19 protein-coding genes and 3 pseudogenes are annotated in these 20,679 nt (G+C 31.8%); 4 read left to right on the top strand and 18 right to left on the bottom strand.

The window, feature by feature from the left end:
* Window positions 1–18 precede the first annotated feature (18 nt).
* The 6 genes and pseudogenes from ACYVEC_RS16370 to ACYVEC_RS16345 form a co-directional block, all read right to left on the bottom strand.
* Window positions 19–1,035, bottom strand: a complete 1,017-nt coding sequence (locus tag ACYVEC_RS16370; protein ID WP_460507294.1) for a serine hydrolase domain-containing protein — start codon at window positions 1,033–1,035, stop codon at window positions 19–21.
* A gap of 101 nt (window positions 1,036–1,136) precedes the next feature.
* Window positions 1,137–1,412, bottom strand: a complete 276-nt coding sequence (locus ACYVEC_RS16365) for a heterocycloanthracin/sonorensin family bacteriocin (protein ID WP_063223476.1) — start codon at window positions 1,410–1,412, stop codon at window positions 1,137–1,139.
* Between the two features lie 203 nt (window positions 1,413–1,615).
* On the bottom strand, window positions 1,616–2,062 hold the full coding sequence (locus ACYVEC_RS16360) for an NUDIX domain-containing protein (RefSeq protein ID WP_063223477.1): 447 nt from the start codon (window positions 2,060–2,062) through the stop codon (window positions 1,616–1,618).
* 25 nt (window positions 2,063–2,087) lie between these two features.
* Window positions 2,088–2,289 (bottom strand): annotated as a pseudogene (locus ACYVEC_RS16355) (hypothetical protein).
* A 30-nt stretch (window positions 2,290–2,319) separates the two neighbouring features.
* Entirely contained in the window at window positions 2,320–2,778 is a 459-nt protein-coding gene (locus ACYVEC_RS16350) for a GNAT family N-acetyltransferase (RefSeq protein ID WP_063223478.1), read from the bottom strand.
* A gap of 108 nt (window positions 2,779–2,886) precedes the next feature.
* Entirely contained in the window at window positions 2,887–3,798 is a 912-nt protein-coding gene (locus ACYVEC_RS16345; protein ID WP_063223479.1) for a DMT family transporter, read from the bottom strand.
* A gap of 148 nt (window positions 3,799–3,946) precedes the next feature.
* Between ACYVEC_RS16345 and norG the strand changes: the two genes are divergently transcribed.
* Window positions 3,947–5,380, top strand: a complete 1,434-nt coding sequence (gene norG, locus ACYVEC_RS16340; RefSeq protein WP_063223480.1) for an efflux pump transcription regulator NorG — start codon at window positions 3,947–3,949, stop codon at window positions 5,378–5,380.
* A gap of 45 nt (window positions 5,381–5,425) precedes the next feature.
* On the opposite strand, the gene ACYVEC_RS16335 is transcribed toward norG, so the two are convergent.
* Window positions 5,426–5,956 carry a DUF4269 domain-containing protein gene (locus ACYVEC_RS16335; RefSeq protein WP_063223481.1) on the bottom strand — a complete coding sequence of 177 codons (531 nt, stop codon included), beginning with the start codon at window positions 5,954–5,956 and terminating at the stop codon, window positions 5,426–5,428.
* A gap of 165 nt (window positions 5,957–6,121) precedes the next feature.
* Between ACYVEC_RS16335 and ACYVEC_RS16330 the strand changes: the two genes are divergently transcribed.
* Both ACYVEC_RS16330 and ACYVEC_RS16325 read left to right on the top strand, forming a co-directional pair.
* Window positions 6,122–6,583 carry a DUF2306 domain-containing protein gene (locus ACYVEC_RS16330; protein WP_063223482.1) on the top strand — a complete coding sequence of 154 codons (462 nt, stop codon included), beginning with the start codon at window positions 6,122–6,124 and terminating at the stop codon, window positions 6,581–6,583.
* A 794-nt stretch (window positions 6,584–7,377) separates the two neighbouring features.
* The gene (locus tag ACYVEC_RS16325) at window positions 7,378–8,094 is read left to right on the top strand and encodes a hypothetical protein (protein ID WP_142332805.1); all 717 of its coding nucleotides are present in this window, start codon (window positions 7,378–7,380) and stop codon (window positions 8,092–8,094) included.
* Window positions 8,095–8,134: 40 nt separating this feature from the next.
* Here the strand turns inward: ACYVEC_RS16325 and ACYVEC_RS16320 are convergent, their stop codons facing one another.
* The 6 genes and pseudogenes from ACYVEC_RS16320 to ACYVEC_RS16295 all read right to left on the bottom strand — a co-directional run bounded on the left by ACYVEC_RS16320 (window position 8,135) and on the right by ACYVEC_RS16295 (window position 14,607).
* A complete protein-coding gene (locus ACYVEC_RS16320; protein WP_063223484.1) occupies window positions 8,135–9,439 on the bottom strand; it encodes an MFS transporter in 1,305 nt (434 codons plus the stop codon).
* Window positions 9,440–9,550: 111 nt separating this feature from the next.
* A complete protein-coding gene (locus ACYVEC_RS16315) occupies window positions 9,551–10,774 on the bottom strand; it encodes a methyltransferase domain-containing protein (RefSeq protein ID WP_063223485.1) in 1,224 nt (407 codons plus the stop codon).
* Between the two features lie 400 nt (window positions 10,775–11,174).
* Window positions 11,175–11,807, bottom strand: coding sequence for a type 1 glutamine amidotransferase family protein (locus tag ACYVEC_RS16310; RefSeq protein ID WP_336448547.1), 633 nt, complete (start codon window positions 11,805–11,807; stop codon window positions 11,175–11,177).
* A 74-nt stretch (window positions 11,808–11,881) separates the two neighbouring features.
* A complete protein-coding gene (locus tag ACYVEC_RS16305) occupies window positions 11,882–12,844 on the bottom strand; it encodes a helix-turn-helix transcriptional regulator (protein ID WP_063223487.1) in 963 nt (320 codons plus the stop codon).
* A 63-nt stretch (window positions 12,845–12,907) separates the two neighbouring features.
* Window positions 12,908–13,288 (bottom strand): annotated as a pseudogene (locus ACYVEC_RS16300) (helix-turn-helix domain-containing protein); the annotation flags it as partial.
* Between the two features lie 371 nt (window positions 13,289–13,659).
* Window positions 13,660–14,607 (bottom strand): DUF7018 domain-containing (lipo)protein, encoded by a 948-nt coding sequence (locus ACYVEC_RS16295; RefSeq protein ID WP_460507284.1) that lies wholly within the window; start codon window positions 14,605–14,607, stop codon window positions 13,660–13,662.
* 557 nt (window positions 14,608–15,164) lie between these two features.
* Between ACYVEC_RS16295 and ACYVEC_RS16290 the strand changes: the two genes are divergently transcribed.
* Window positions 15,165–15,737, top strand: a complete 573-nt coding sequence (locus tag ACYVEC_RS16290; protein ID WP_098557408.1) for a DJ-1/PfpI family protein — start codon at window positions 15,165–15,167, stop codon at window positions 15,735–15,737.
* A 172-nt stretch (window positions 15,738–15,909) separates the two neighbouring features.
* On the opposite strand, the gene ACYVEC_RS16285 is transcribed toward ACYVEC_RS16290, so the two are convergent.
* The 5 genes and pseudogenes from ACYVEC_RS16285 to ACYVEC_RS16265 form a co-directional block, all read right to left on the bottom strand.
* Window positions 15,910–16,716, bottom strand: a complete 807-nt coding sequence (locus tag ACYVEC_RS16285) for a DegV family protein (protein WP_063223490.1) — start codon at window positions 16,714–16,716, stop codon at window positions 15,910–15,912.
* A 199-nt stretch (window positions 16,717–16,915) separates the two neighbouring features.
* Entirely contained in the window at window positions 16,916–17,422 is a 507-nt protein-coding gene (locus tag ACYVEC_RS16280) for a DUF3189 family protein (RefSeq protein ID WP_063223491.1), read from the bottom strand.
* A gap of 256 nt (window positions 17,423–17,678) precedes the next feature.
* Window positions 17,679–18,272: pseudogene (locus ACYVEC_RS16275) on the bottom strand (GNAT family N-acetyltransferase).
* Between the two features lie 4 nt (window positions 18,273–18,276).
* Window positions 18,277–19,299: a serine hydrolase domain-containing protein gene (locus ACYVEC_RS16270; RefSeq protein WP_460507279.1), complete on the bottom strand. Its 1,023-nt coding sequence runs from the start codon at window positions 19,297–19,299 to the stop codon at window positions 18,277–18,279.
* Window positions 19,300–19,396: 97 nt separating this feature from the next.
* Window positions 19,397–20,635, bottom strand: a complete 1,239-nt coding sequence (locus ACYVEC_RS16265; protein WP_063223523.1) for an MFS transporter — start codon at window positions 20,633–20,635, stop codon at window positions 19,397–19,399.
* Window positions 20,636–20,679: the final 44 nt, after the last annotated feature.

Here is a 20,679-nt window from a genome sequence, read left to right as displayed (position 1 = left end):
TTTTCATTATAGGAGTAATTATGCCCTATTACTGTTACGAAATGTATCAGCGACTAAATTGCTAAATTCACGTAAATAATATAAATAATTATCACCGCCGTAGTTGTATCTTTTATTGTACATTTTCGCAACAACTACATTATATTCGGGTATTACTAAAATAGTCGGTCCTGTAATTCCTAATATTTGATAAGATCCTTTTGGAACTCGTTCACCAAGCTCACTTAAAAGCGCAGGTTCATTTTGAACAAACCAAAATAACCCGTTTTGTGGTAATTCATTATTTATAAATGTAGGACTCTGCAAACTTGTCGCAATTTCTATCACTTCTTTTGGAACAATTTGTTTACCGTTTATCACACCTTGATTTAAATGAAGATTGCCCCAATAAGCAAATTCTCTAGCTGAGACAAACACATTTTTTTCAGTACCGTCATCTACTGTACCAATTTCACTGATTGCGATTTTATTTGGATCATCAACAACTGCAACTAAATTGTCATCTTGCTGTATTCTCCATCCTGTTTCTTGGAAATTAGCAGGTTTAAACACACGCTCTTTTAATAACTCAGGAAAACTTTTGCTATATAGCTGATAAATAAGATGGGTCATCATTCTTACATTAATATCTCTATAAGCCCAAGATTGTCCAGGTTCAAATTCACGAAAAATTTTTCCGTCATTCGTTTCTCCTAAACCGTGCGAATGAGTTACTAAATGTCTTATAGTTGTTTTACCAAGTAATACAGGATCGAAGTCTTTAAAATACTTTATCGCTTCATCATCAATAGAGTTTATTTTCCCCTCGTAAAGCGCATACGCTATCATTAATCCTAAATAACTTTTTCTCGCAGAAGCAACGTTGAACTGTGAAGATGTGGTTACTTTTTTATTACTCGATGTATTTGAATGATAGCCACTATAATGCTCTAGTATGATTTTGTTATCTTTTATAATACAAAGTGCTGTTGCAGAACTATGATTTTTTTCTTTAATATTCTCTACCCAAGAAATCAACTTATCATATGTATACAAATAATTCCTCCTTAATACGCATAAAAATTACAACTTGAAAGAAAAGTGCAAAATAGTTCTCACACCTTTCTTTCAAGTGAAATAGCTTTAATTTTCAATACTTAAATGATCCACCAGTTCCAGCAATTAAAGCAACTGAAACATCCTGCACAGCCTACACAACCTCCGCAACGTCCCGCACAACCACCACATCTGCCGCCACATCCTCCACAGCGTCCACCACAACCTCCGCATCCTCCGCATCCGCCGCAACGACGTGCATCGTCTTGAATGTAGTAGTATGGATATTGACTTTGTTGTGGATCCCAATACACAACATTACCAGTTTGATAATCATTAAGGTTCAATGATTGTAGTTCTTGTTGAAACTGATTCATTATGAAACCCCTCCATTTATAAATATAAATTCCGTCCAAATATTGAAGTTGATAAATTTTAATAAACAAAGTAGAAACAAATGGCTATATACTTAAATGCGTACATCAACAAAATATGAACTTACACTAGGTGATGTACCTTGTTTTTTAGCCTATTTTCTTAATCTCTTTTTACTGGACGAATTTACTATTAATAGAGGTTTTTAAAAATTACTTATCCAACAGTTTAGTAGTTCATCACTTAATTTTCTTTCTAGTAACTCTTTAACTGAAGGTGCTGGCATGATTTTATAAGTATGTAAAGCTTCTTGATTATAATCTATCCAGTGAAATGCTAAATGAGATTCTTTAGATTTTGGTACGAAATCAATATGTAACTCTTGTGAATCTATCTCAAAAATATGATTGATTTCATGGTGAAGAACTTCTCGATCTTGCCATTGGTTTTCTATGACTCCTAAAAATTGTTTTATACTACAATTTACTCCGAGTTCTTCTCGTAGTTCTCTTATTAATGCATTCTCAGCTGATTCGCCAACTTCAACATGGCCACCAGGTAAAAGATAATGATGACCAATGTATTCAGCAACTAATACTTTCTCATCTTTAATTACAACTGCTCGTACAATATGATGGAATTTACTTTTCAATTGATATTCCTCCTATGTATTCAATTTATACTTGCTCAAAATAGCCACTTAATATCGGTATAATATAAATCATAGGTGTTTCATACGTATCCTTTCACAGAACTATAGGACAGACAATGATCATATTTTCCCGTTTTACAAGCACCAATTTTATTTAACGCATTCCTCAACATTTCAATGTATTCTTCAGGGATAAATACTTCGATTTTCACTTCAGTAAATTGCATCTTTCATTTCACACCTTTATTACATCATAGTTAAACGAATAAACGATATACTTCCTCACCATCATAATCATGTCCTAATGGTTGAAAACCGTAACGTTCATATAGTTTCTTTGCAGAGATATTACCTTTATGTACTGTTAATTTTATTTCTTTACACACTTTAAATGTATCTTTTATTAAGTAAATACTTTCTTGTAATGCCGCTTTTCCATAACCGTTACCTTGCCGCGTTTGATCAATAATGAATCCGTTTATCCAATACATATCAGTTGTTTCTCTTACAACAGCATGCATAATAAAACCAACGATAAGATCCCCATCGTATATCGCAAATGGTATGTACTCTACATTGTCACCATCTGGTTTTATATAAACTTTAGCAAGTGAGACTGCTACAGCCGGAACAAATTTTCTTTGATCTTCTTTAACTTGTAACTTTAATGCATCTTCCCAATTCTCTCTCGTAACAACCTTTAACTGGACATTCAATATTGTAAGCTCCTTTATAAAGAGAATGTATTTATATATTCAACGTAGCGAAATAATTCCCTGTTTCTTGATTATAAGAAACAGGGAATTATCACTTCTAAATATAATCTATCCATTTACATTGCTGTACTTTTCACTTCGAATATCTTTCTTTAATGATACATGTGCTATTAAAACCCCGAGTATAGTAATTACCCCACCAACTACTGAAATAAAAGTAGGTACTTCACCTAACCATACCCAAGCTATAAAGCACGCAGTTACTGGAGTTAAATATAGGGAGCTCGTCGCCTCAGCAGCACCAGCATGAGATATAATATACGCTAATGCAATATACGGAAGTACTGTTGGAAATAAACCTAAATATATAACGCTCAAATTAACTTCAAGAGGAGCTGCTAGTATTTCTTGATACATTCCCGGTAAGAAAATAAGCATACATACAGTACTAGACAAAATTGTATATATGGTAAATGGTAAGAATCCGTACTTTTTTAAGTAAGATGATTGGAAAACGAAAAATAGGCTTTCTGAAATCGCTGCTAATAATATAAATAATCCCCCGCTATTAAATTGAATAGCCCCCCCTTGACTAAATGATATGAAAGCAATTCCTATAAAACTAATTACACCACCGATCCAACCATTTAATTTCATTTTTTCATTCATAAAAACAGAAGCAAGTATTGCCGTTACTATAGGTGTTACTGAAACAATTAAACTTGCAGATCCGGCATTTACTGTTTTTTCGCCGTAGTTTAATGCAATGTGATAAATTGTAAACCCTAAAGCACCAAATATAAAGATTGCTGGAATATCTTTTAAATCCGGTAGTCGTAGTTTGTATATACAGGAAAACACTAGAAGTATAAATGAAGCGATTAATAAACGTAGTAAAGTAAGATGCTCAGGTGTATAAGATTCAAGCCCCATACGAATTGCTGGAAAGGCAGTCCCCCATATTAGAATCGTAAAAGCATGAGCACATATAATTCGATAATCCCATTTTTTATAATTCATATTTTCTCTCCCCCTTCAAACCAACCATTTGATAATTACCAATTATTTCTTTTCATCATATTTAATAGTTGATACAATGTCTTCAACCAGTTATTTATCGTAAAAACCAACCACTTGGTATTTTTAAAGTGAACGAGGGAGTTTTTTTATGACAATTAATAAAAAACTGCCTAAGTATCGGCAGATAATAGACTATATGAAAGAAAAAATTGAAAATGGAGAATGGCCAATCGGAAGTAAAATTCCTAGTCAAAGGCAGTTAGCAAAATTATTTCATGTAAATCGAAGTACTGTAATAACCGCACTAGATGAACTTATGGCAGATGGCTTAATTCAAAGTCAAATCGGAGCAGGAACAATTGTAACAAATAATACATGGTCATTATTAGCAACGAATCCCCCGCCTGATTGGAATAAATATGTAAAGGCTGGTATTCATAAACCAAGCAAGTTAATGGTGCGAGAAATAAATGAAGCAGAAGCAAATAAAAAACTTATCCATCTTAGTAAAGGTGAACTTGCGCCTCAGCTTTTCCCGCTAGAAACTATGCAGTCCATATTGACAAGCGTATGTGAGGAATTAGATTATTTTGGATACGAAGAACAAAAAGGTTTTTTACCGTTACGTGAAGCAATAAGTAAATACGTAAAATCATTCGGAATACATGCATCACAGAGTTCTATATTAATCGTCTCTGGTGCGTTACAAGCATTACAATTAATATCAATTGGTCTTTTGCATAGAGAATCAACCGTTTTACTTGAACAACCTTCTTACTTATACTCACTTCACGTATTTCAATCAGCAAAAATAAATCTGTCTGGTATATCTATGGATAATTACGGTATATTACCTAACGAGTTATTAAAACGAATAAAATATAGTCAGAAGAAAAACATTTTATATTCAATCCCTTGTTTTCAAAATCCAACAGGGATCTTAATGTCTGAAGAGCGAAGAAAAGAAATATTAAATATATGTGAAAAGGAACAGTTACCTATTATTGAAGATGATATTTACCGCGAGTTATGGATTGATGAACCACCTCCAGCTCCTTTAAAATCGAAGGATAAACATGGACATGTATTATATATTGGTAGTCTCTCCAAAACACTTACCCCAGGACTTAGAATTGGATGGATTATCGGACCTGAACCAGTTATTGATAGATTATCAGATATAAAAATGCAAACAGACTATGGATCGAGTTCATTATCTCAAAGAGTTGCTGCTGAATGGATAAATAAAGGTTTTTATGAAGAACATGTAGCGAACGTAAGAATTCAACTAAAAGAACGAAGACAAATAATGATACGAGCTTTAAATAAGTATTGCGCAGACGTTGCATCGTGGGATATACCTAATGGTGGACTGTTTATATGGCTAAAGGTCGTACCTAACATTCCAATGAAAAAGTTATTTTCAGAGGCACTATCAAAAGGAATTCTTTTAAACCCAGGACGTATCTATAAAGAAGAATCCGATCAGTACATTCGTTTATCATATGGATATGCTTCTCCAGAACAAATCACTAACGGTATTAAATTGTTGAGTGAATTAATTCGTAAGCTAATGACATAACAAAAACTCCTCTTTTTTCTATAGAGGAGTTTTTGTGTATTTTATTTACCACAATCTCATTTCCTGCCCCAATAAAATCAGTTCTTCATAAGGATCTCCGTCAATGTGTAATACTTGAGCAAAAGCAGGTTCTGTTTTTAAACCTTTTTCTTTTAAATGAATTACTTCTTCCCTTATATGTGGATGCTCCATTAATAGCATGTGCTCTACTATCATATGTCTATATGCATTTTGATTACGCACTGGCTTAGGCTGAGCGAATAATTCAAATTCAAAGCCTTCAAATTCAAAATTTACTTTTATCGATTCTGTATTTTTAATTTTTTTCTGTTTTATTTTGAATCCTTCATAAGAACCATATAAAGATCTCATTTCCTGTTCAAAAACATCAAAGTTATGTACTTCCATTACTATATCTAAGTCAGATTGAAGAGTATCAACTCTTATAGGGATTGTCCCGCAAAGAACGGGACTATACAAAACTAAATCCTCCATTATGTTTAATTTATTCAAAACATCATATACCTTTTGTTGCTTGGCATTCCCTGATTGTAAATATGTAATAGATGTAAACATGGAAGTCTCTCCTTCATTTCACGTAATACTTGACTCACTAAAAATTTGTCCGTTTAAACTCGTTCTAGGAGTACCTTTACTTCAATATATTAAGGTGAATAAACAATATGTTTCAACTTTTCTCCCACATTGCAATACTATAAAAATAAAAAAGGAGGAATTATTATGAGCATTTTTAACATTCTTTTAACCATTCACATATTATTTGGAACAATATGCTTAATCACCGGTATTGTAGCAATGGTTACTCAAAAGAAGAAAGGAAAACATACGGAATGGGGCGAAATATATCATGCATCCTACGTTGTCATCACCATTACTGCAATTATATTATCCATTATAAACTGGGATAAAATTGCATATTTATTTTATGTTGCAATTTTATCTTATGCATTTGCGATTTATGGTTACCTTGCAAGAAAAAAGCGTTGGAAAAATTGGCTCCATCACCATATTAGAGGTATGTTAGGCTCTTATATTGGTGCTGTTACCGCACTATTAGTAAACATCGGTATTCATATTCCTATTATTAATTTACTACCGCCTATATGGTTTTGGTTTTTGCCGACATTAATCGGTATTCCTCTCGTAGTCAGTGTATCAAAAAAATATAAAAAGCGTAGTTAAAATTCATTACATTTTCGTTACTTTCTAACTAATCTTATGAAAAATAACACTCAATATCATATTCTTTCACGTTTGGTTCATTAAACTAACAAAAAGAATCCAATATGTTTATTGGATTCTTTTTAATTTCTTTATCATATTTCATTTCAATTTCAGTTCTATGTATACAATGATGTTACCATCTGGATGACGAACTATCATTTTCTTACTGGTGGGTACTTGTATTGGTTCAGTAATCATTACACCATTATAGTTTAAGATTATAATAATTAATGTAAAAGCAACTTTTTATAATTCATTCATTTTGCTCCTTTCATAAAAATTCGTATTCGAATCCTCCCGTATTAAATATAAGATATAAGAAATGTACCTATTTCTATAAAAATATTTCTTTAAATCACTCTTTGCACCCTAAAAGAATAAAAAATGATATAACGTTGTCGGAATGAAAAAAGTGGTATATAATAAATATTAACATTACTAGTAATTATTTTAGGTATTCCTAGAATAAAGGAGCGATACATATGAAAATTACTATTTATTTCGGAAGTCATGAAGATCAAGATGTTCGTACAATGGACTGTCATTTAGATGTAGAAGATACAGAAGAGATTGTTTCTGTATCATAATATAAATAATTGGGATGAACCCTCTTCCCTACAGCGTTTAAGGCACCTTTTACAGGTGTCTTTTTTATTGTTTTTTCGTCAAAAACCCTTTACTTTAGAGCGTTTTAATAGTAAAATATAAATATACGAACAAACGTTCTTTTAATTTTAATTGTACATGAAGGGATGATTTTTACAATGGCTCAAGCAAAGCGCAGAGGAAGAAAAAAGCAAACACCTATTATTTCAAATACAGGCTTTATCGGCTCTGTCTTTATTGATACATTGGAGTTACAAAAGAAATCCTATTATTTCGCCCGTAAAAAACTTCAAATTGTTCATCACGTACTAGATGCTCTCTCTGGGGCAACAAGTTCTCTATTTAAAGAACATAATATTTCAGCATATATGTCATGTGTGTATTTACATAAACAAAAGAAAATCGGCTTTGTTCTTTCAACGAAACCATTTGAACAAAGTGACGGTGTTGCTTATTTTGTAAATTATTTAATCGAAAAGAATTTTTACGGTAATCATGACGAAGACGTAGAATATCAAGAAGTATTTAATACTGGTTTTATCGGTGTAGTATTCGCCGATTTATGTAGTATAGATCGTTTTAATTTCGAATTTGAAATGGGTATGTTAACAAAATTAATGAAAGATATGATTATTCCAGTTAAAGAACTCTTTTTACGTCATAATGTTCCAGCCTATATCTCCACTTCTCATTTAGAGGAACAAAACAAATTAGGTTTCGTTCTATCTGTAAAACCATATGATGAACGTGCAGAAGCAGATTTATATTTTGAGGCGTATTTAAAAGAACGCGGGTTATTTATTGGTGATGAAGAAGATGATATTGATAAGATTGTTATTAGAAAAACAGCAGAATTACGATAGCTAAGCGCAGGATAATGATCCTGCGCTATTTCGATATTATTTAATTACCTTCAACACTATAACCTTTTGAATGGATTTCTAAATTCAACTTATTTGAGTAAGCCTTATTCAAAATAAGAAATACGATCCCTCCTCCAATTGGAAGCGTGTAGGCTGGAATATGATTTAATAATAGACCTGATAATGCGAGTGCTATCGGCTGCATCATTTTACCTATACTTAATCCAATACTAAGCACTCTTCCCCTATATTCATCTGGAATCTCTTTTTGCATAAAATAAATTAAAGGGATATCGATTAATGCTATCATTAGCCCTAAAAAGAACATAATAGCGCAATACATAGTAACAAATACAATATTATTCACTTCAATACTTTTAAATAGAACAGGGACACCTGAAACTATCATAAAAATTGCCAGCATAAAACTTATTTTTTTCAATAGATAGGAATAAGAAAAACGATCAGTTATCTTTTTTACTAATATTGCACCAACTATCATACCTATCGGAAAAGTCCCTTGAATCATACCAAATTGTTTAGAACTAAGATTGAGAACTGTATTAATAATGTATGGCAATGGAACAGTTACAGCAAATCCTAGGAAAAAATTAAGTGAAATTAAAATACTAAACGTATTTTTTAAGCTTTCCCGCTCCATTAAGTAAGTGTATCCCTCCTTTATATCTTTAATAAAATTAATTTCTCTAATTGAACATTCCTCATTTATGTATTGCTCGCACAACTTAAAGTTTATAAACAATATGGATATAGCAGAAAGGATAAATGAAATACCGTTAATCATTATAAAAGTTTTCATATCAAAGACTGCAAAAACAAAGCCCCCTAACATAGGCCCTAGAATTAAAGATATAGAGTCGATAATTTTACTTATAGAGTTAAGACTCATTAGTCTCTCTTTAGAGACGATATTTGGTTTTGCAGCCTCTAATCCTATTCCAAAAAATGTTGTAAATACTGTCATAAGAAAGGTAGTAGTATAAATGATGAATAAGTTTAACCCATAATAGCTGTTTAATATATAAACCGTTATTAATAAGCATCCGCTTAGTACATCCATACAAACGACGAGTTTCTTTTTATCAATCTTATCAGCAATTACACCTGCAAATGGATTCATAACAATCATAGGAATCGTTCCTAAAATAAGCGTAGTCGCGAAATTTAAAGCAGATCCAGTTATTTGTAAAACATATAATCCTAATGCGAAACTATAAATAGAGCTACCGGATATTGATATTGTTTTTGCAATTGAATATAAACAAATATTTCTTCGTTCTTGGTTGCTTTTTTTATTTTCTATATGTAATTGTAAACTTGCCATAACTTTTCCCCCTGCCTAATTTGTGTTACGTACATTGTAAGTTCTTGGGTCAACCCAATCGCAATATGTACTATTTGAATAGTTTTAAGGGAAAATAAATAAAAGATGGGGTTAACCCCATCTTTTTCCGAAAAATGAATATGTATAAATTTCTTCTCCTTGAACAAAGAAATTCTCGTACTTTCCGCCTCGTTTCAAATAATTTGAAGTACTTTCATCAATCGATTGAAACTGTAGATTTTGAATTTCTTTCGTTACTTTTGAAATTGTAAAATTTGCCCGAAAGTTATTTGTAATTTGGCTATTTGAGCTGAAATTTTTAAATAAAATAAATAAACTTAATAAATAACAATCCGTTTTAAAAAGCGGATTTAATTCGTGAAGTAAAAAATTCTCATGCTCAAAACTATAATTGCTTGTACCAGAGTGATCAATTACAATATCAACAGACCGATTTTGAATAGGGATGTTCAAAAAATCCGCACAGATAAAGAGAATATTTCTTCTCGGATTTCTTCTCGCTATTACATCTTTTAAAAATATAAGTTTATTGAAATCTCGATCCACTGCAATGTATAGGCAATCTTCTGGTAGTTCTTCATAAATGTTTCTCAAAAAGAATCCAAGTCCCGAACCTATATCCAGTATTAATTTGTTATTTAAATCTAATTCTATTAGTTTCTTTTTCGCCCATTCACCTTCTCTATGCATATTTTCCAAATATGCATTATCAGTTTCATAAATATAATCCGAAATAGTATCTTCAAGTGACGTTTGCTCATTTGCTTTGAATAATTTATCAGCAGTTATAATTCCTGAAATAATATTGTATTCTTTACCACAATTACAAATTAACTTCCCCTCTGTAATTTGATTGTTATTAATTATTCCATCTTGAAGAATTAGTTTTTTGCTACACTTAGAACATGTAAGTAAATGTAATACACTTAAATCTATCCCTATAATTGAATTAGAAGTTTCATTTGTTAATGATAAATCATGTAACACTCTCTTTAATTTATCCCGTTTCTTCTCCAAAATTTCTATTTCCTGTTCCATCTTGTCATATTTCAGTTTAAATAAAGATTGGTAAAAAGTATCTTTTTCGTAATTCATAGATTTCGCTAAATTTTTATAAAAAAATAGTCCTTTAATTTCATTCAAGCTAAATCCTAGATCTTTGTAATGTAAAATAAGTTCTAAATCTGTTTGACAATACTCATCAAAAAAATAGTGTCCTCCCTTTTTTTCAGGAATAATGAGACTGAGATCCATATAATGTCTAATCGTATCAATACTTATGTTATTTACTTCTCCAAACTTACCGATTTTCATAATATCCCTACCATTTAAATATTTTTTTATATAGATTTCTATTTTTATCTTTAAAAATCCTTTCACCTTTTTTATCAACATTATTTACGGAATGAAAAAATGGTATTATTTATATTGGTGTGCCTAATAATATAACATGTAAATTTTGGTTTTATGCATGTCAAATTATGAGTATCAAAATTATTAAACCTCAATAGATTTATTACTTTCTATTTAATGAAATGTACCTATAAGTGGACAGAATAGGATTACTTTATTGAACTATTAGAGTAGGATTCTGTAGAAGATTACATAGGGGTAGCGTCAGGAAAATGCGGATTTACAACGATAAAGGATTTCCAAATTAAAAAGCCCAACTTCTCTACAAATCAAAATAGAGAAATTGAGCTTTTTATTTATTTCATTTATTTAATGAATTCATTAACTGGAAGAAGTATTCATGTTTATGAGTCTTATTTAGATTATACCATGAATGTAATGCATCTGGTGTAAATACATCTATTTTTTTCAGTACCTCCATTGCAAATTCCAGAGGAGCTATTCCTGATGCAGTAACTAAATTCGCATCAGATACCGCAGATCCCAACTCATAGAACTTTTCTCCTTTATAGTTAGGACATACCATTTTAGTATATTCTAAGTTATTACTTGTATGCTTTCTAGTATTCAAGTATCCCATATTCGCGAGGGCATCAGTTGCGCCACAAATTGCAGCAACAATAGTGCCAAGCTTTAAAGCTTGGTCAATTCTTTCCAAGATAGGTTGATGAATTTCTTCACTCCAAGTAGTCCCACCTGGTAAAATTAAAAGATCTTTACTCTCAAGAGTACATTCATCAAGGGAAATATCTGGTTTTATGCCCAGTCCTCCCATAGTAGTAATCATTTCTTTATTAGCTCCTACTGTAATTACTTTTAAAGGTGCTAAATCTTTTTTGAAATATCTTCCTGAGTTTAGTTCAGCAATTAAATATCCATATTCCCAGTCCGACATTGTATTAAATACATATAGAAACGCTTTTTTTGTTTGCATCCAATAACACTCCAATCACAATTTGTATAGCTATTATAATATAACTTCCCTGACAGTTAGCGTCAGGGAAGTTATTATACTTGATGAAATTTTATTAATTCCGACAGAACTTCAATAAGCCTTTTTTTAAGACTTATTGGCTCAATAACTTTAATGGATTTATTGTACGGTAAAAGTAAATAAGGTACATATTTATGTATCATATCTTTATCAAGAAGAAAAACTGCTTGATTTGAAGTTCGTTCTTGTAAATAATTTCCTAAAAACCAATGTTGGCAAATATCAGCCAATACACTTTTATCCCCATTAATAACCAAAGAAATAATACCTTCCTTATCTTCTATAGTTGGAAGAAGACTTTTTATAAAAAAGTCACGTGCTGAAAAATTTTCTGGCCGGTTAAACTTATTTTCGGTTAGCGTTAAACTTTCAATTCGATCTACTCTAAAATTACGAATATCATTCCTAAGATGACAAAATCCAATCACATACCATTTATTATTCCAATAGATAATTCTGTATGGATCGACCAATCTATAATTTAATTGCTTTTCGCCACTTTTATGGTAAATAATTTTTACTGAGTACCCGTCAGCTACGGCCTGCTCCAACTCCTTCAAAAAAGGTTCTATAGAGAGTGAACTTAATCGACTTATTACTTCAAGACTAGTTAAATGTTGGTTTATCTTTGTTTCCTGCTCTTGATTTGAGTATTTACTTAGTTTTGAAATGGCCCTATTTAGTGCTTCACCTCCATAATATCCGGCTTCTTCTGCAAAAACAGCAGCGTGAAATAGTGAGGTTTGCTCCTCAAAATCAAAAAAAAGAGGAGCCTCAATAAAATTATTCAATAAAGTGTATCCACCGTTATGTCCTGGTTCTGAAATTATAGGTACGCCACTAGTTGAAATTGTATCAATATAACGATACACAGTCCTTATATTCATCTCTAACTTTTCTGAAATTTGTTTTGCAGTAATTTTTTTACCTGAACGAAGCATCCATAGAATTGCTAACATATTGTCAATTTTAGGCATATAATTCCACCTCTATATGAAACTTATTTCCTATTATACATTTCCTATTTTTGGTATAACTCATCAACTGTTCCTTTCCGATAGCTTTCTATATAATGAGGCCCTAGACACATTTGTAATTTCACAAATTTGATTTACAGTCATATCTCCCTCTTTATAAAGCTTTACTGCATAATTCATTCCTGCATAATTTTTATGGTACTTCTTTAACCGACCTTTAAACTTTCCTTCTTTCTTAGCCAGTTCAATTCCTTCACGCTGCCGCATACGGATAAGATCACGTTCTAATTGATTTACACCTGCCATAACCGTAATTAAGAATTGGCTGTAGGGATTATCTTCTGATAAATCCAGTCATGTATCTTTTAAGGATTTTAAATTTGCCTTTTTACTCCATATGTTATCGATTAATTCAAATAAATCTTGTGTACTACGAGTAATCCTTCACCCGAAACATTTCTGAAAGTAATAGACCGACTCGAATACATACGGGGAATAGAATTAGAGACGGTAAAAATTAGCCATTTGCATCGCAACCTCCTTATTTAGAATACTCTCCACCTAACAACAGCAGTTGAATATAAAAAACGGACAGGTAGCATAAAATATTTTAAACAAAATGTACACGAGGTGCTAAAATGGCAAGGTTACAAATATTAAAGGGGATAGGACATAATATTGTTCAAAGTTATTTAAGCTTAATGAATTAAAGAGAAAGAGGATTTGTTTCTTTGATATAAAAAAGGCACTTACTGAAAAAGTAAATGTCTTTTTTGAATGAATTAAAATCAAATAGCATACATACTTTGCATGAATTACTTACGTTTTTCTGCTTGTAGACTGTTTCCCTTTGCGTCTGTCATCTTGAACGAATCGTCTTTAAAGGAATCAACCTTGTAGTCTACTGCTACTTTTAACTGGCTTGTATCAATCTTCTTCCCGTTTTTTACAACTTCTTTCGCCGTTAAAGATACTTGGTTTTTTTCTTGAGTGTAGAACCAGCTTCCTTCCATATGGTTTTGCTCATAGGGTGTTTTACCTTTGTCATCATAAGCGATATATGTACCATCCTCAAGAAACTCAACTGCTTTGATGAATTCAGAACCTTCATAGCTGCCCCATTCCCCTACTAACTCTTTACCACTTATTGATAGTTGCACATCTTTATTACTAAGAGTAGAAGTATCAGAAGTTGAAAGACTATCAGTTTTAGAGTCAGAGTTATCCTTAATTTCATTCGTTTTACCTACTATCGCATCTTGAATTGGCTTGTAACCAAATACCCAAAGTTCAGAACCTTTTTTTAGTAAGTCTTTTGACTTTACTGCTTTATCCTTAAGTTCTTTCTCGTCTGCTTTCTTGTCTGATGTTAATATTTCTTCTTGAATCGAATATGCTTCTTTATAACAATCTACTGCTTTTAATATGTCTTTATGGGCATCTCGATACTCTACTGGCGGTTCAATAGTATCAAACTTCTTAATGATTTTCTGTATATCCTTTACTTGTGCTAATATTTTCTTAGATACTTCATTATCACTGGTTGTTCTATCCTTTGCTGTTTCAGACATTTCAGTGACTTTCTGCAAGAATTCGGTAGATATAGCTGTTATTCGATCAGGATACTTGTCTTTCGATAACTTCTCTTTTGTTTCTGCTTTTGATTCCACTTTTTCTTTCGGCTTTGCATCTGTTTTCTCAGATCCACAACCTACTAATAGCATAAATGGTACTGCAAGCGTAACTAGTTTCTTTACTTTCATTTTAACCCTTCCCCCTTAAAACTAAAAAGATACATACCTATGCATATAAAAAGATATATCTTTTATATGCTGTTGGTTAAATTTGGATGAACGAATATTATTTTATATTGAAAAAATAAATACGTCAAAATTATTTTACAAAAATTATAAAAATCATATGATTTATTGATTGCTGGCAATTTATAAATATATTAGTAAGCTAATGAAACAAAGCCCCCCCTAAAAAAGAAAAATGTGTTTCTATCTGTAAATTTATAAGAAGGATGACGGTTTTATTTCTATTTGTATGTGTGATTTCCTTTAGAATTTTAAAGATTCTCATCCCCAATACCTTACAAGTTATTGCTACAGATCTTGGTTTTGTACAAAAAATCGCTAACACCCCTTTCATACGCATGGAATATACAGGGATTTATAACTTAATATAGAACATAAAAAGGAGAAGTTTATATTGTAAATAAAGGGACATACATATGGAGTTAGAATCAGTTGTTAAAGCAATTTTTTGTTAGAAAATTTAATTGGTAACGTTAACAACAGGAATGGGGGAGTAGAAAATGAAAATTGCAATAGTCTGTTTCGATAACTTTACTGATATAGATGTTTTTCTACCATGGGATTTATTAAATCGTGTACGTTTAGTTGGCGGTATTTCTGATTGGAATGTCCAACTATTAGGAACGGAAAAAACTCATATTTCCATGTCTGGTTTGCGTATTCCGATGACAGGAAGCCTATCTGATATTCCATCTGCTGACGCTGTAATATTTGCAAGTGGTAAGGGTGTACAAGATTTATATAAGAATCAAGAATATCTTCATAGCATTCATGTAAATCCTCAAAGACAATTAATAGGATCTATGTGTTCTGGTTCACTACTATTAGGAGCTAAAAAATTGTTAACTGGCAAAAAAGCAACTACATATCCATCCGCAGTAGAACAACTTAAAGAATTTGGTGTAGACGTTATTGAAAAAAGTTTCGTAAATGAAGGAAATATTTCAACTGCTGCGGGTTGTTTTGCTGCTCAAGAACTCTCAGCTTGGATTATAAGAACCCTAATTAATCAAGAAATGGTTGATATTGTACTAGAAACTGTTCAACCAGTAGGCAAAGGGTTATATTTTTAATTTCAAATCAAGTCAAGGGATTGTGGTTGCTCCCTAAAGCGATAAAATAAAATTTTTGTTTCGAGTTAACACAAATTTCGTTCTAAAGCGCTATAAAACTTCCACCTGATGGCGGCGTGGTGTGCACCATTTTTAAATAAAAAAACCCGCGAATTATTCACGGGTTTTCTTCTTAATAACTAATTGCTATTGTACCTTCACCTGCATGAACCGCAAATGAAATTGGTAATGGATACAGTTTAAAATCCATTTCTGGGAATGATTTTTTAATATCTGTAATCCATTCTTCAGCTCCATCTTTATCGTTAGCATGGAACATATGAAGTACTCTTGGTAACTCTTTTTCAAGTTCATTTTTAATGTATTCTCGACATTTTTGGATTTTGCGAACTTTCTTTTCAAGTAAAAGTTCTCCACCTTTTACTTCTAATATTAAGTTGACACTTAATAAACTTCCAAGTAAAAATTGAACTCCCTTTACACGTCCACTTGCATAAAGGCCTTTTAAACTTTTCGGGAATACGTGGAAAGGTCTTCTTTTTTCATCTACTAATGTTTTGTGTATATCTTGTAAAGTCATACCATCATTGTATAACGATTTCGCTTTTCTAATTAGTTCATCCATTGGATAGCTTGTTGTTTCACTATCTAATACCGTTAATGGGAAACCTGCCATTTCTGCAGCTAATTTCATATTTTGATAGGTTCCACTTACTTTTCCGCTAATAGCAACTGCAAATCCCTCTTCATATTCTTCTTTGCACTTCGAAAATAAATCTACCATTTCCCCTATGTTAGGCTGTGATGTAGTGACAGTTTTACCTTCGTCCAAAGCATTATAAACGCGCTCACGCACACCTTCTTCACAATCTTTGTACGACACACCATCAATAATAACTTCAATTGGGATAACAAAGTTATCTCCTTCTGTTGTAAAACTCGCAGTTGTACTATCAGTAATCCAAGCAACACGCTTCATGTTGTTCCTCCCTTAATTCAATTCCTCTTTTCTAATTTTTCTATATATTTATGTTATGAAAAGAGAATATCCCTGTAATAGTAACAGGACTTTATTGTTTTGGCTATAGTAGATAGCTGATAAATGTGAATATTTCTTGTCTTTTTCACAAATTAAAAAGAAAATCAAGAAATTTGCTCGATTTTCTTTTTATCATACATTATTTAAAAGTTTCATTATCTAAAATCACAACATAATCATTTGTTAATCGTCCGGCTTCTTTCGTATAACTAACAAGTCTTTGTACATTATCACAACTAAGTTTTGCTCCCCATACAAGTAGTGGTACACCAATAAAGTCAATATGAAATCTTCTAGAAAACAGACCGCCAAAAGTCATTGGTAAAGGCACTGTTGGTGATGTATTAGAAAGAATAATCTTTTCATGACTTTGATAATGCTTTTGCAGAATTTCTCCTAAATGCTTCATCGCAGGTACAACGACTTTTGATGCGCCGCATCCAATTGTATAAACCGGGTTACCATTTTCATCTATTCCATGAAAAATAATTTTCCCCATATCTTCAGTTTTCAATTTATTAAAGTATTCTACATTTAATATTTCTTCTTTTGTTAGCTTGCGATCCGTTGGTAATTTATTTAAATGATAAGCTGCAGCGAGTGCAGTTGAATGTGTTCCGCCGAAATCTGTGTAAATGAATATCATATTATCATCCCTTGTTATAAAAGTTCAATGTTATTTAGTATTACCGTTCACAGCATTGATAAACAAGTGATGAATGTATTTACACTTTTTTGTTAATTTATTATATATTTTTCGATTATACTACCATCTATTAATTACGTTACATAATGTAATAGTTATTAGTATTATTTACAAAAGTAAACAGACGTATTTTTGACTCGTACGTCTGCTATCATCTTTATTCAAAACAAATATATCCTTTAACCCGTATGAATTGTTAACTAAAATACTTTTCAAAACAAAAACAATCATGAACCCGTTTAAATTGTTTTCTTATGTCTTCTTTATTTTCACCTGTATAATGAGCAAATGTTTGAACTGGATATAACTGATCTATATTACTTTTCATTACACCTTTCATCTCGTCAGTATGATCGCTATATACGTGTAAATAGGAGTCTACGTTTACAAATCCGTTCTTTTCATACCATCCATGAACCCATCAATTGTCCCTAGTCCATGCTTCCAGGCGATTTAGGTTATGTTCTTTTACTAACTTTTCTGCTTTATATAATAGTTGATCACCAATTGTCCTTCTACGAAAATCCGGATGAACTGCAATATGCCAAATCATATCGCCAAGGCCAGTTCCTCTTGAACAAACTGTACGTTCTTCTAATTCATATTCGATATCTATTAAACCCACAATTTGATTTTCATATACAGCTACTAATTCAATAGCAGGATGTTCATATTTTTCTTTCTCTCTAAACACATTATCGTAATAAGCTGTATCTAAAAAAGATAACACACGACAACGTACCCAACCGGTTTCATCCTCTTTTTTATACGCTCTAATTTCTATATCCATATAATTAAAAAGCTCCTTCTATTTCTTTCATTAATTTTTCGGGTCCCGCCCCTTTATTTGACGGAATAACTAATGTAATTCCTAAGTCTGGATATACGGCTGAGCGAAAACTGACGCCTGGATCATATCCCATTACATGATATTTAAATACCTTGTTTTCTCTTGTTTCAATCCATACTCCATAGCCGTAAGACTGATTCTTATTTACTTGAATGTGAGGAGTTAAAAGTATTTTTGTATATTCTCGGCTTATGATTTCATAGTTAAATAACGCTTCCCAGAACTTCAGCATGTCTGGCGCAGTAATAAAGGCTCCACCATCAGAACCACCTTTTATCGGAATAGAGTAAGCATTTGTTCTCCATGTCTGGCTAATTTCATCTTGTATATATCCAATTGCTGTGTGTCTTGGTAATCTATCTAAAGAAAAATAGCCAGAATCATTCATATCGATTGGTTTAAATATGTTTTTTTCTATATACTCCGTAAATGTAAGTTCTGTCTGTTCTTCGATTATTAATCCAAGTATGATAAACCCTGCATTATTGTAGTGAAACTTACTTCCTGGTGCAAACATCATATCTCTGTTTTGAAATAATGGTAAAAAGTCTTTTAAACTTTTTAATAGATACATAGGAGTTTCTTTCCAAAGATCCTCAAAGTTATCCAAAATACTTTCATCAAAATAATCTGGAATACCCGAACTATGCATCAGAAGGTGATGTATTGTAATATCTTCATTGAAATTTGGGAATTCAATATTTAAACAATCTTTTAACTTTGTATGAAAAGTAATTATACCCCTTTCAACAAGTTGACAGATTCCAATTGCTGTGAAGATTTTACATCCCGAGGCAATTCCGAATCTAGTTTGTAGTGTATTGTTTATACATTCATTTCGATTTGCATAACCAAACGCCTCTTCATAGACTAAGCTTTTTTCCTCTTTCACTAAAATTACCCCTGAAAAATCTATATGCCGATGTATTTCTTTTACAATGTTGTCTATTTGATCTTTTGTTTTCATTATAAAAATCACCCTTGTTCATCAATATTGTTCACCCTTCTTATATTTCCATATATAGGAGGGGGAACCCTCCTATATAACACCGTAAATTCTAAAACTATTTCGAATGTATTGACTCAGAAGAATACGCCTTAGAATGTGAAGGCAATAAAGTAAACACACACAATATGATAGTAATAAGTAGCATTACCAATGATCCTACAATAACTACGAGTTGTATAGAAATAAATTGGGTTGCAACTCCAAACAAAATCGTAATTAAAATGGTGATACCTGCAATAAATAAGCCATATATGCTCCCAATCCGTCCCATTATATGGACAGGGACATTATTTTGATAAAAAGTGTTAAACCCTGTATTTGCATACGCCATAGAAAAAGATAAAAGAAAGAATCCAATTGCAGCCATTAAAAACTCATTTGAAAAAGCATAAATTATATAACCGATTGCGATGAATAATGATCCTATTCCAATTAAAAATGAAGGTGTTAATTTTTTTGATAAAATTGTATTTGTTATTGCTCCTAAAATAAAGCCGGCTCCAGCGATACTAACTAAAAAGCCATATTCACTATCTGTTAACAATAAAACTTCTTTTGCAAATGACAATTCAAGTGAATCATTTGCGGCAACTAACACCATCATCCCTTGGAATAGGAAGTACACAAAAACGATATACAAAGATTTTTTACTAAAATTTAAAACGATGTTCCAATCTTTTTTTAGTACAGCTAAAGATAACCTGTCATTTGATGTATGAATATCAGGTTTTTTATCAAGATTAGGTAGCAGCAATGTAATTACTCCGGATAAGAGGAATGCTATAGCATTCATATATATAGCAAACTCTGATGTATTTGCTATTAACAATGCTCCCGCTATCGATGGACCAATTACAGAAGCACCAGATCCTATTAAACTACGCAATGAGTTGAAACGTTGTCTTTTCTCAACTGGAATTAATTTAGTCATATATGTCATAGCAGTTGGTTCATAAATCGCACTGGCCATACTTATAAAGAATACGAACACATAAACCATCCAAAGTGATGGAAGTAAAGGTAAAATAGCGATAAATACCGCGCGATATATATCGAGGTGAATCATTAACTTCCGTTTATTTAAACGATCAATCATACTTCCTGACCAAGCGTTTGTAAATAAAGCGGCTAATGGTTTAATTACATATAAAGTAGCAACTGCTAAGGCTGAGCCACCCATATGATAGACAAGTACATTCAGTGCTATTAAGTAAATCCATGCCCCTAAATTCGCAATACCAACTCCGAACAGTAGTAATAAAGGATATTTCCAATTTTTAAGTAAGTTTTTCATTTTAGGCCCCGCTTTCCAAATTGTTTTAAACCAATAAAAAAATC

The organism is Bacillus sp. MN7755, from assembly GCF_054771475.1.
This window is presented reverse-complemented; position numbering and strand designations above follow the sequence as displayed.

Bases quoted from the DNA above. Each gene is read 5' to 3' on its own strand.
- ACYVEC_RS16315 (WP_063223485.1), bottom strand. From the start codon at position 10,774: ATGAAAATCGGTAAGTTTGGAGAAGTAAATAACATAAGTATTGATACG.
- norG (WP_063223480.1), top strand. From the start codon at position 3,947: ATGACAATTAATAAAAAACTGCCTAAGTATCGGCAGATAATAGACTAT.
- ACYVEC_RS16285 (WP_063223490.1), bottom strand. From the start codon at position 16,716: ATGAAGCGTGTTGCTTGGATTACTGATAGTACAACTGCGAGTTTTACA.
- ACYVEC_RS16325 (WP_142332805.1), top strand. From the start codon at position 7,378: ATGATTTTTACAATGGCTCAAGCAAAGCGCAGAGGAAGAAAAAAGCAA.
- ACYVEC_RS16345 (WP_063223479.1), bottom strand. From the start codon at position 3,798: ATGAATTATAAAAAATGGGATTATCGAATTATATGTGCTCATGCTTTT.
- ACYVEC_RS16265 (WP_063223523.1), bottom strand. From the start codon at position 20,635: ATGAAAAACTTACTTAAAAATTGGAAATATCCTTTATTACTACTGTTC.
- ACYVEC_RS16305 (WP_063223487.1), bottom strand. From the start codon at position 12,844: ATGCCTAAAATTGACAATATGTTAGCAATTCTATGGATGCTTCGTTCA.
- ACYVEC_RS16270 (WP_460507279.1), bottom strand. From the start codon at position 19,299: ATGAAAACAAAAGATCAAATAGACAACATTGTAAAAGAAATACATCGG.
- ACYVEC_RS16290 (WP_098557408.1), top strand. From the start codon at position 15,165: ATGAAAATTGCAATAGTCTGTTTCGATAACTTTACTGATATAGATGTT.
- ACYVEC_RS16365 (WP_063223476.1), bottom strand. From the start codon at position 1,412: ATGAATCAGTTTCAACAAGAACTACAATCATTGAACCTTAATGATTAT.
- ACYVEC_RS16320 (WP_063223484.1), bottom strand. From the start codon at position 9,439: ATGGCAAGTTTACAATTACATATAGAAAATAAAAAAAGCAACCAAGAA.
- ACYVEC_RS16335 (WP_063223481.1), bottom strand. From the start codon at position 5,956: ATGTTTACATCTATTACATATTTACAATCAGGGAATGCCAAGCAACAA.
- ACYVEC_RS16280 (WP_063223491.1), bottom strand. From the start codon at position 17,422: ATGATATTCATTTACACAGATTTCGGCGGAACACATTCAACTGCACTC.
- ACYVEC_RS16310 (WP_336448547.1), bottom strand. From the start codon at position 11,807: ATGCAAACAAAAAAAGCGTTTCTATATGTATTTAATACAATGTCGGAC.
- ACYVEC_RS16295 (WP_460507284.1), bottom strand. From the start codon at position 14,607: ATGAAAGTAAAGAAACTAGTTACGCTTGCAGTACCATTTATGCTATTA.
- ACYVEC_RS16330 (WP_063223482.1), top strand. From the start codon at position 6,122: ATGAGCATTTTTAACATTCTTTTAACCATTCACATATTATTTGGAACA.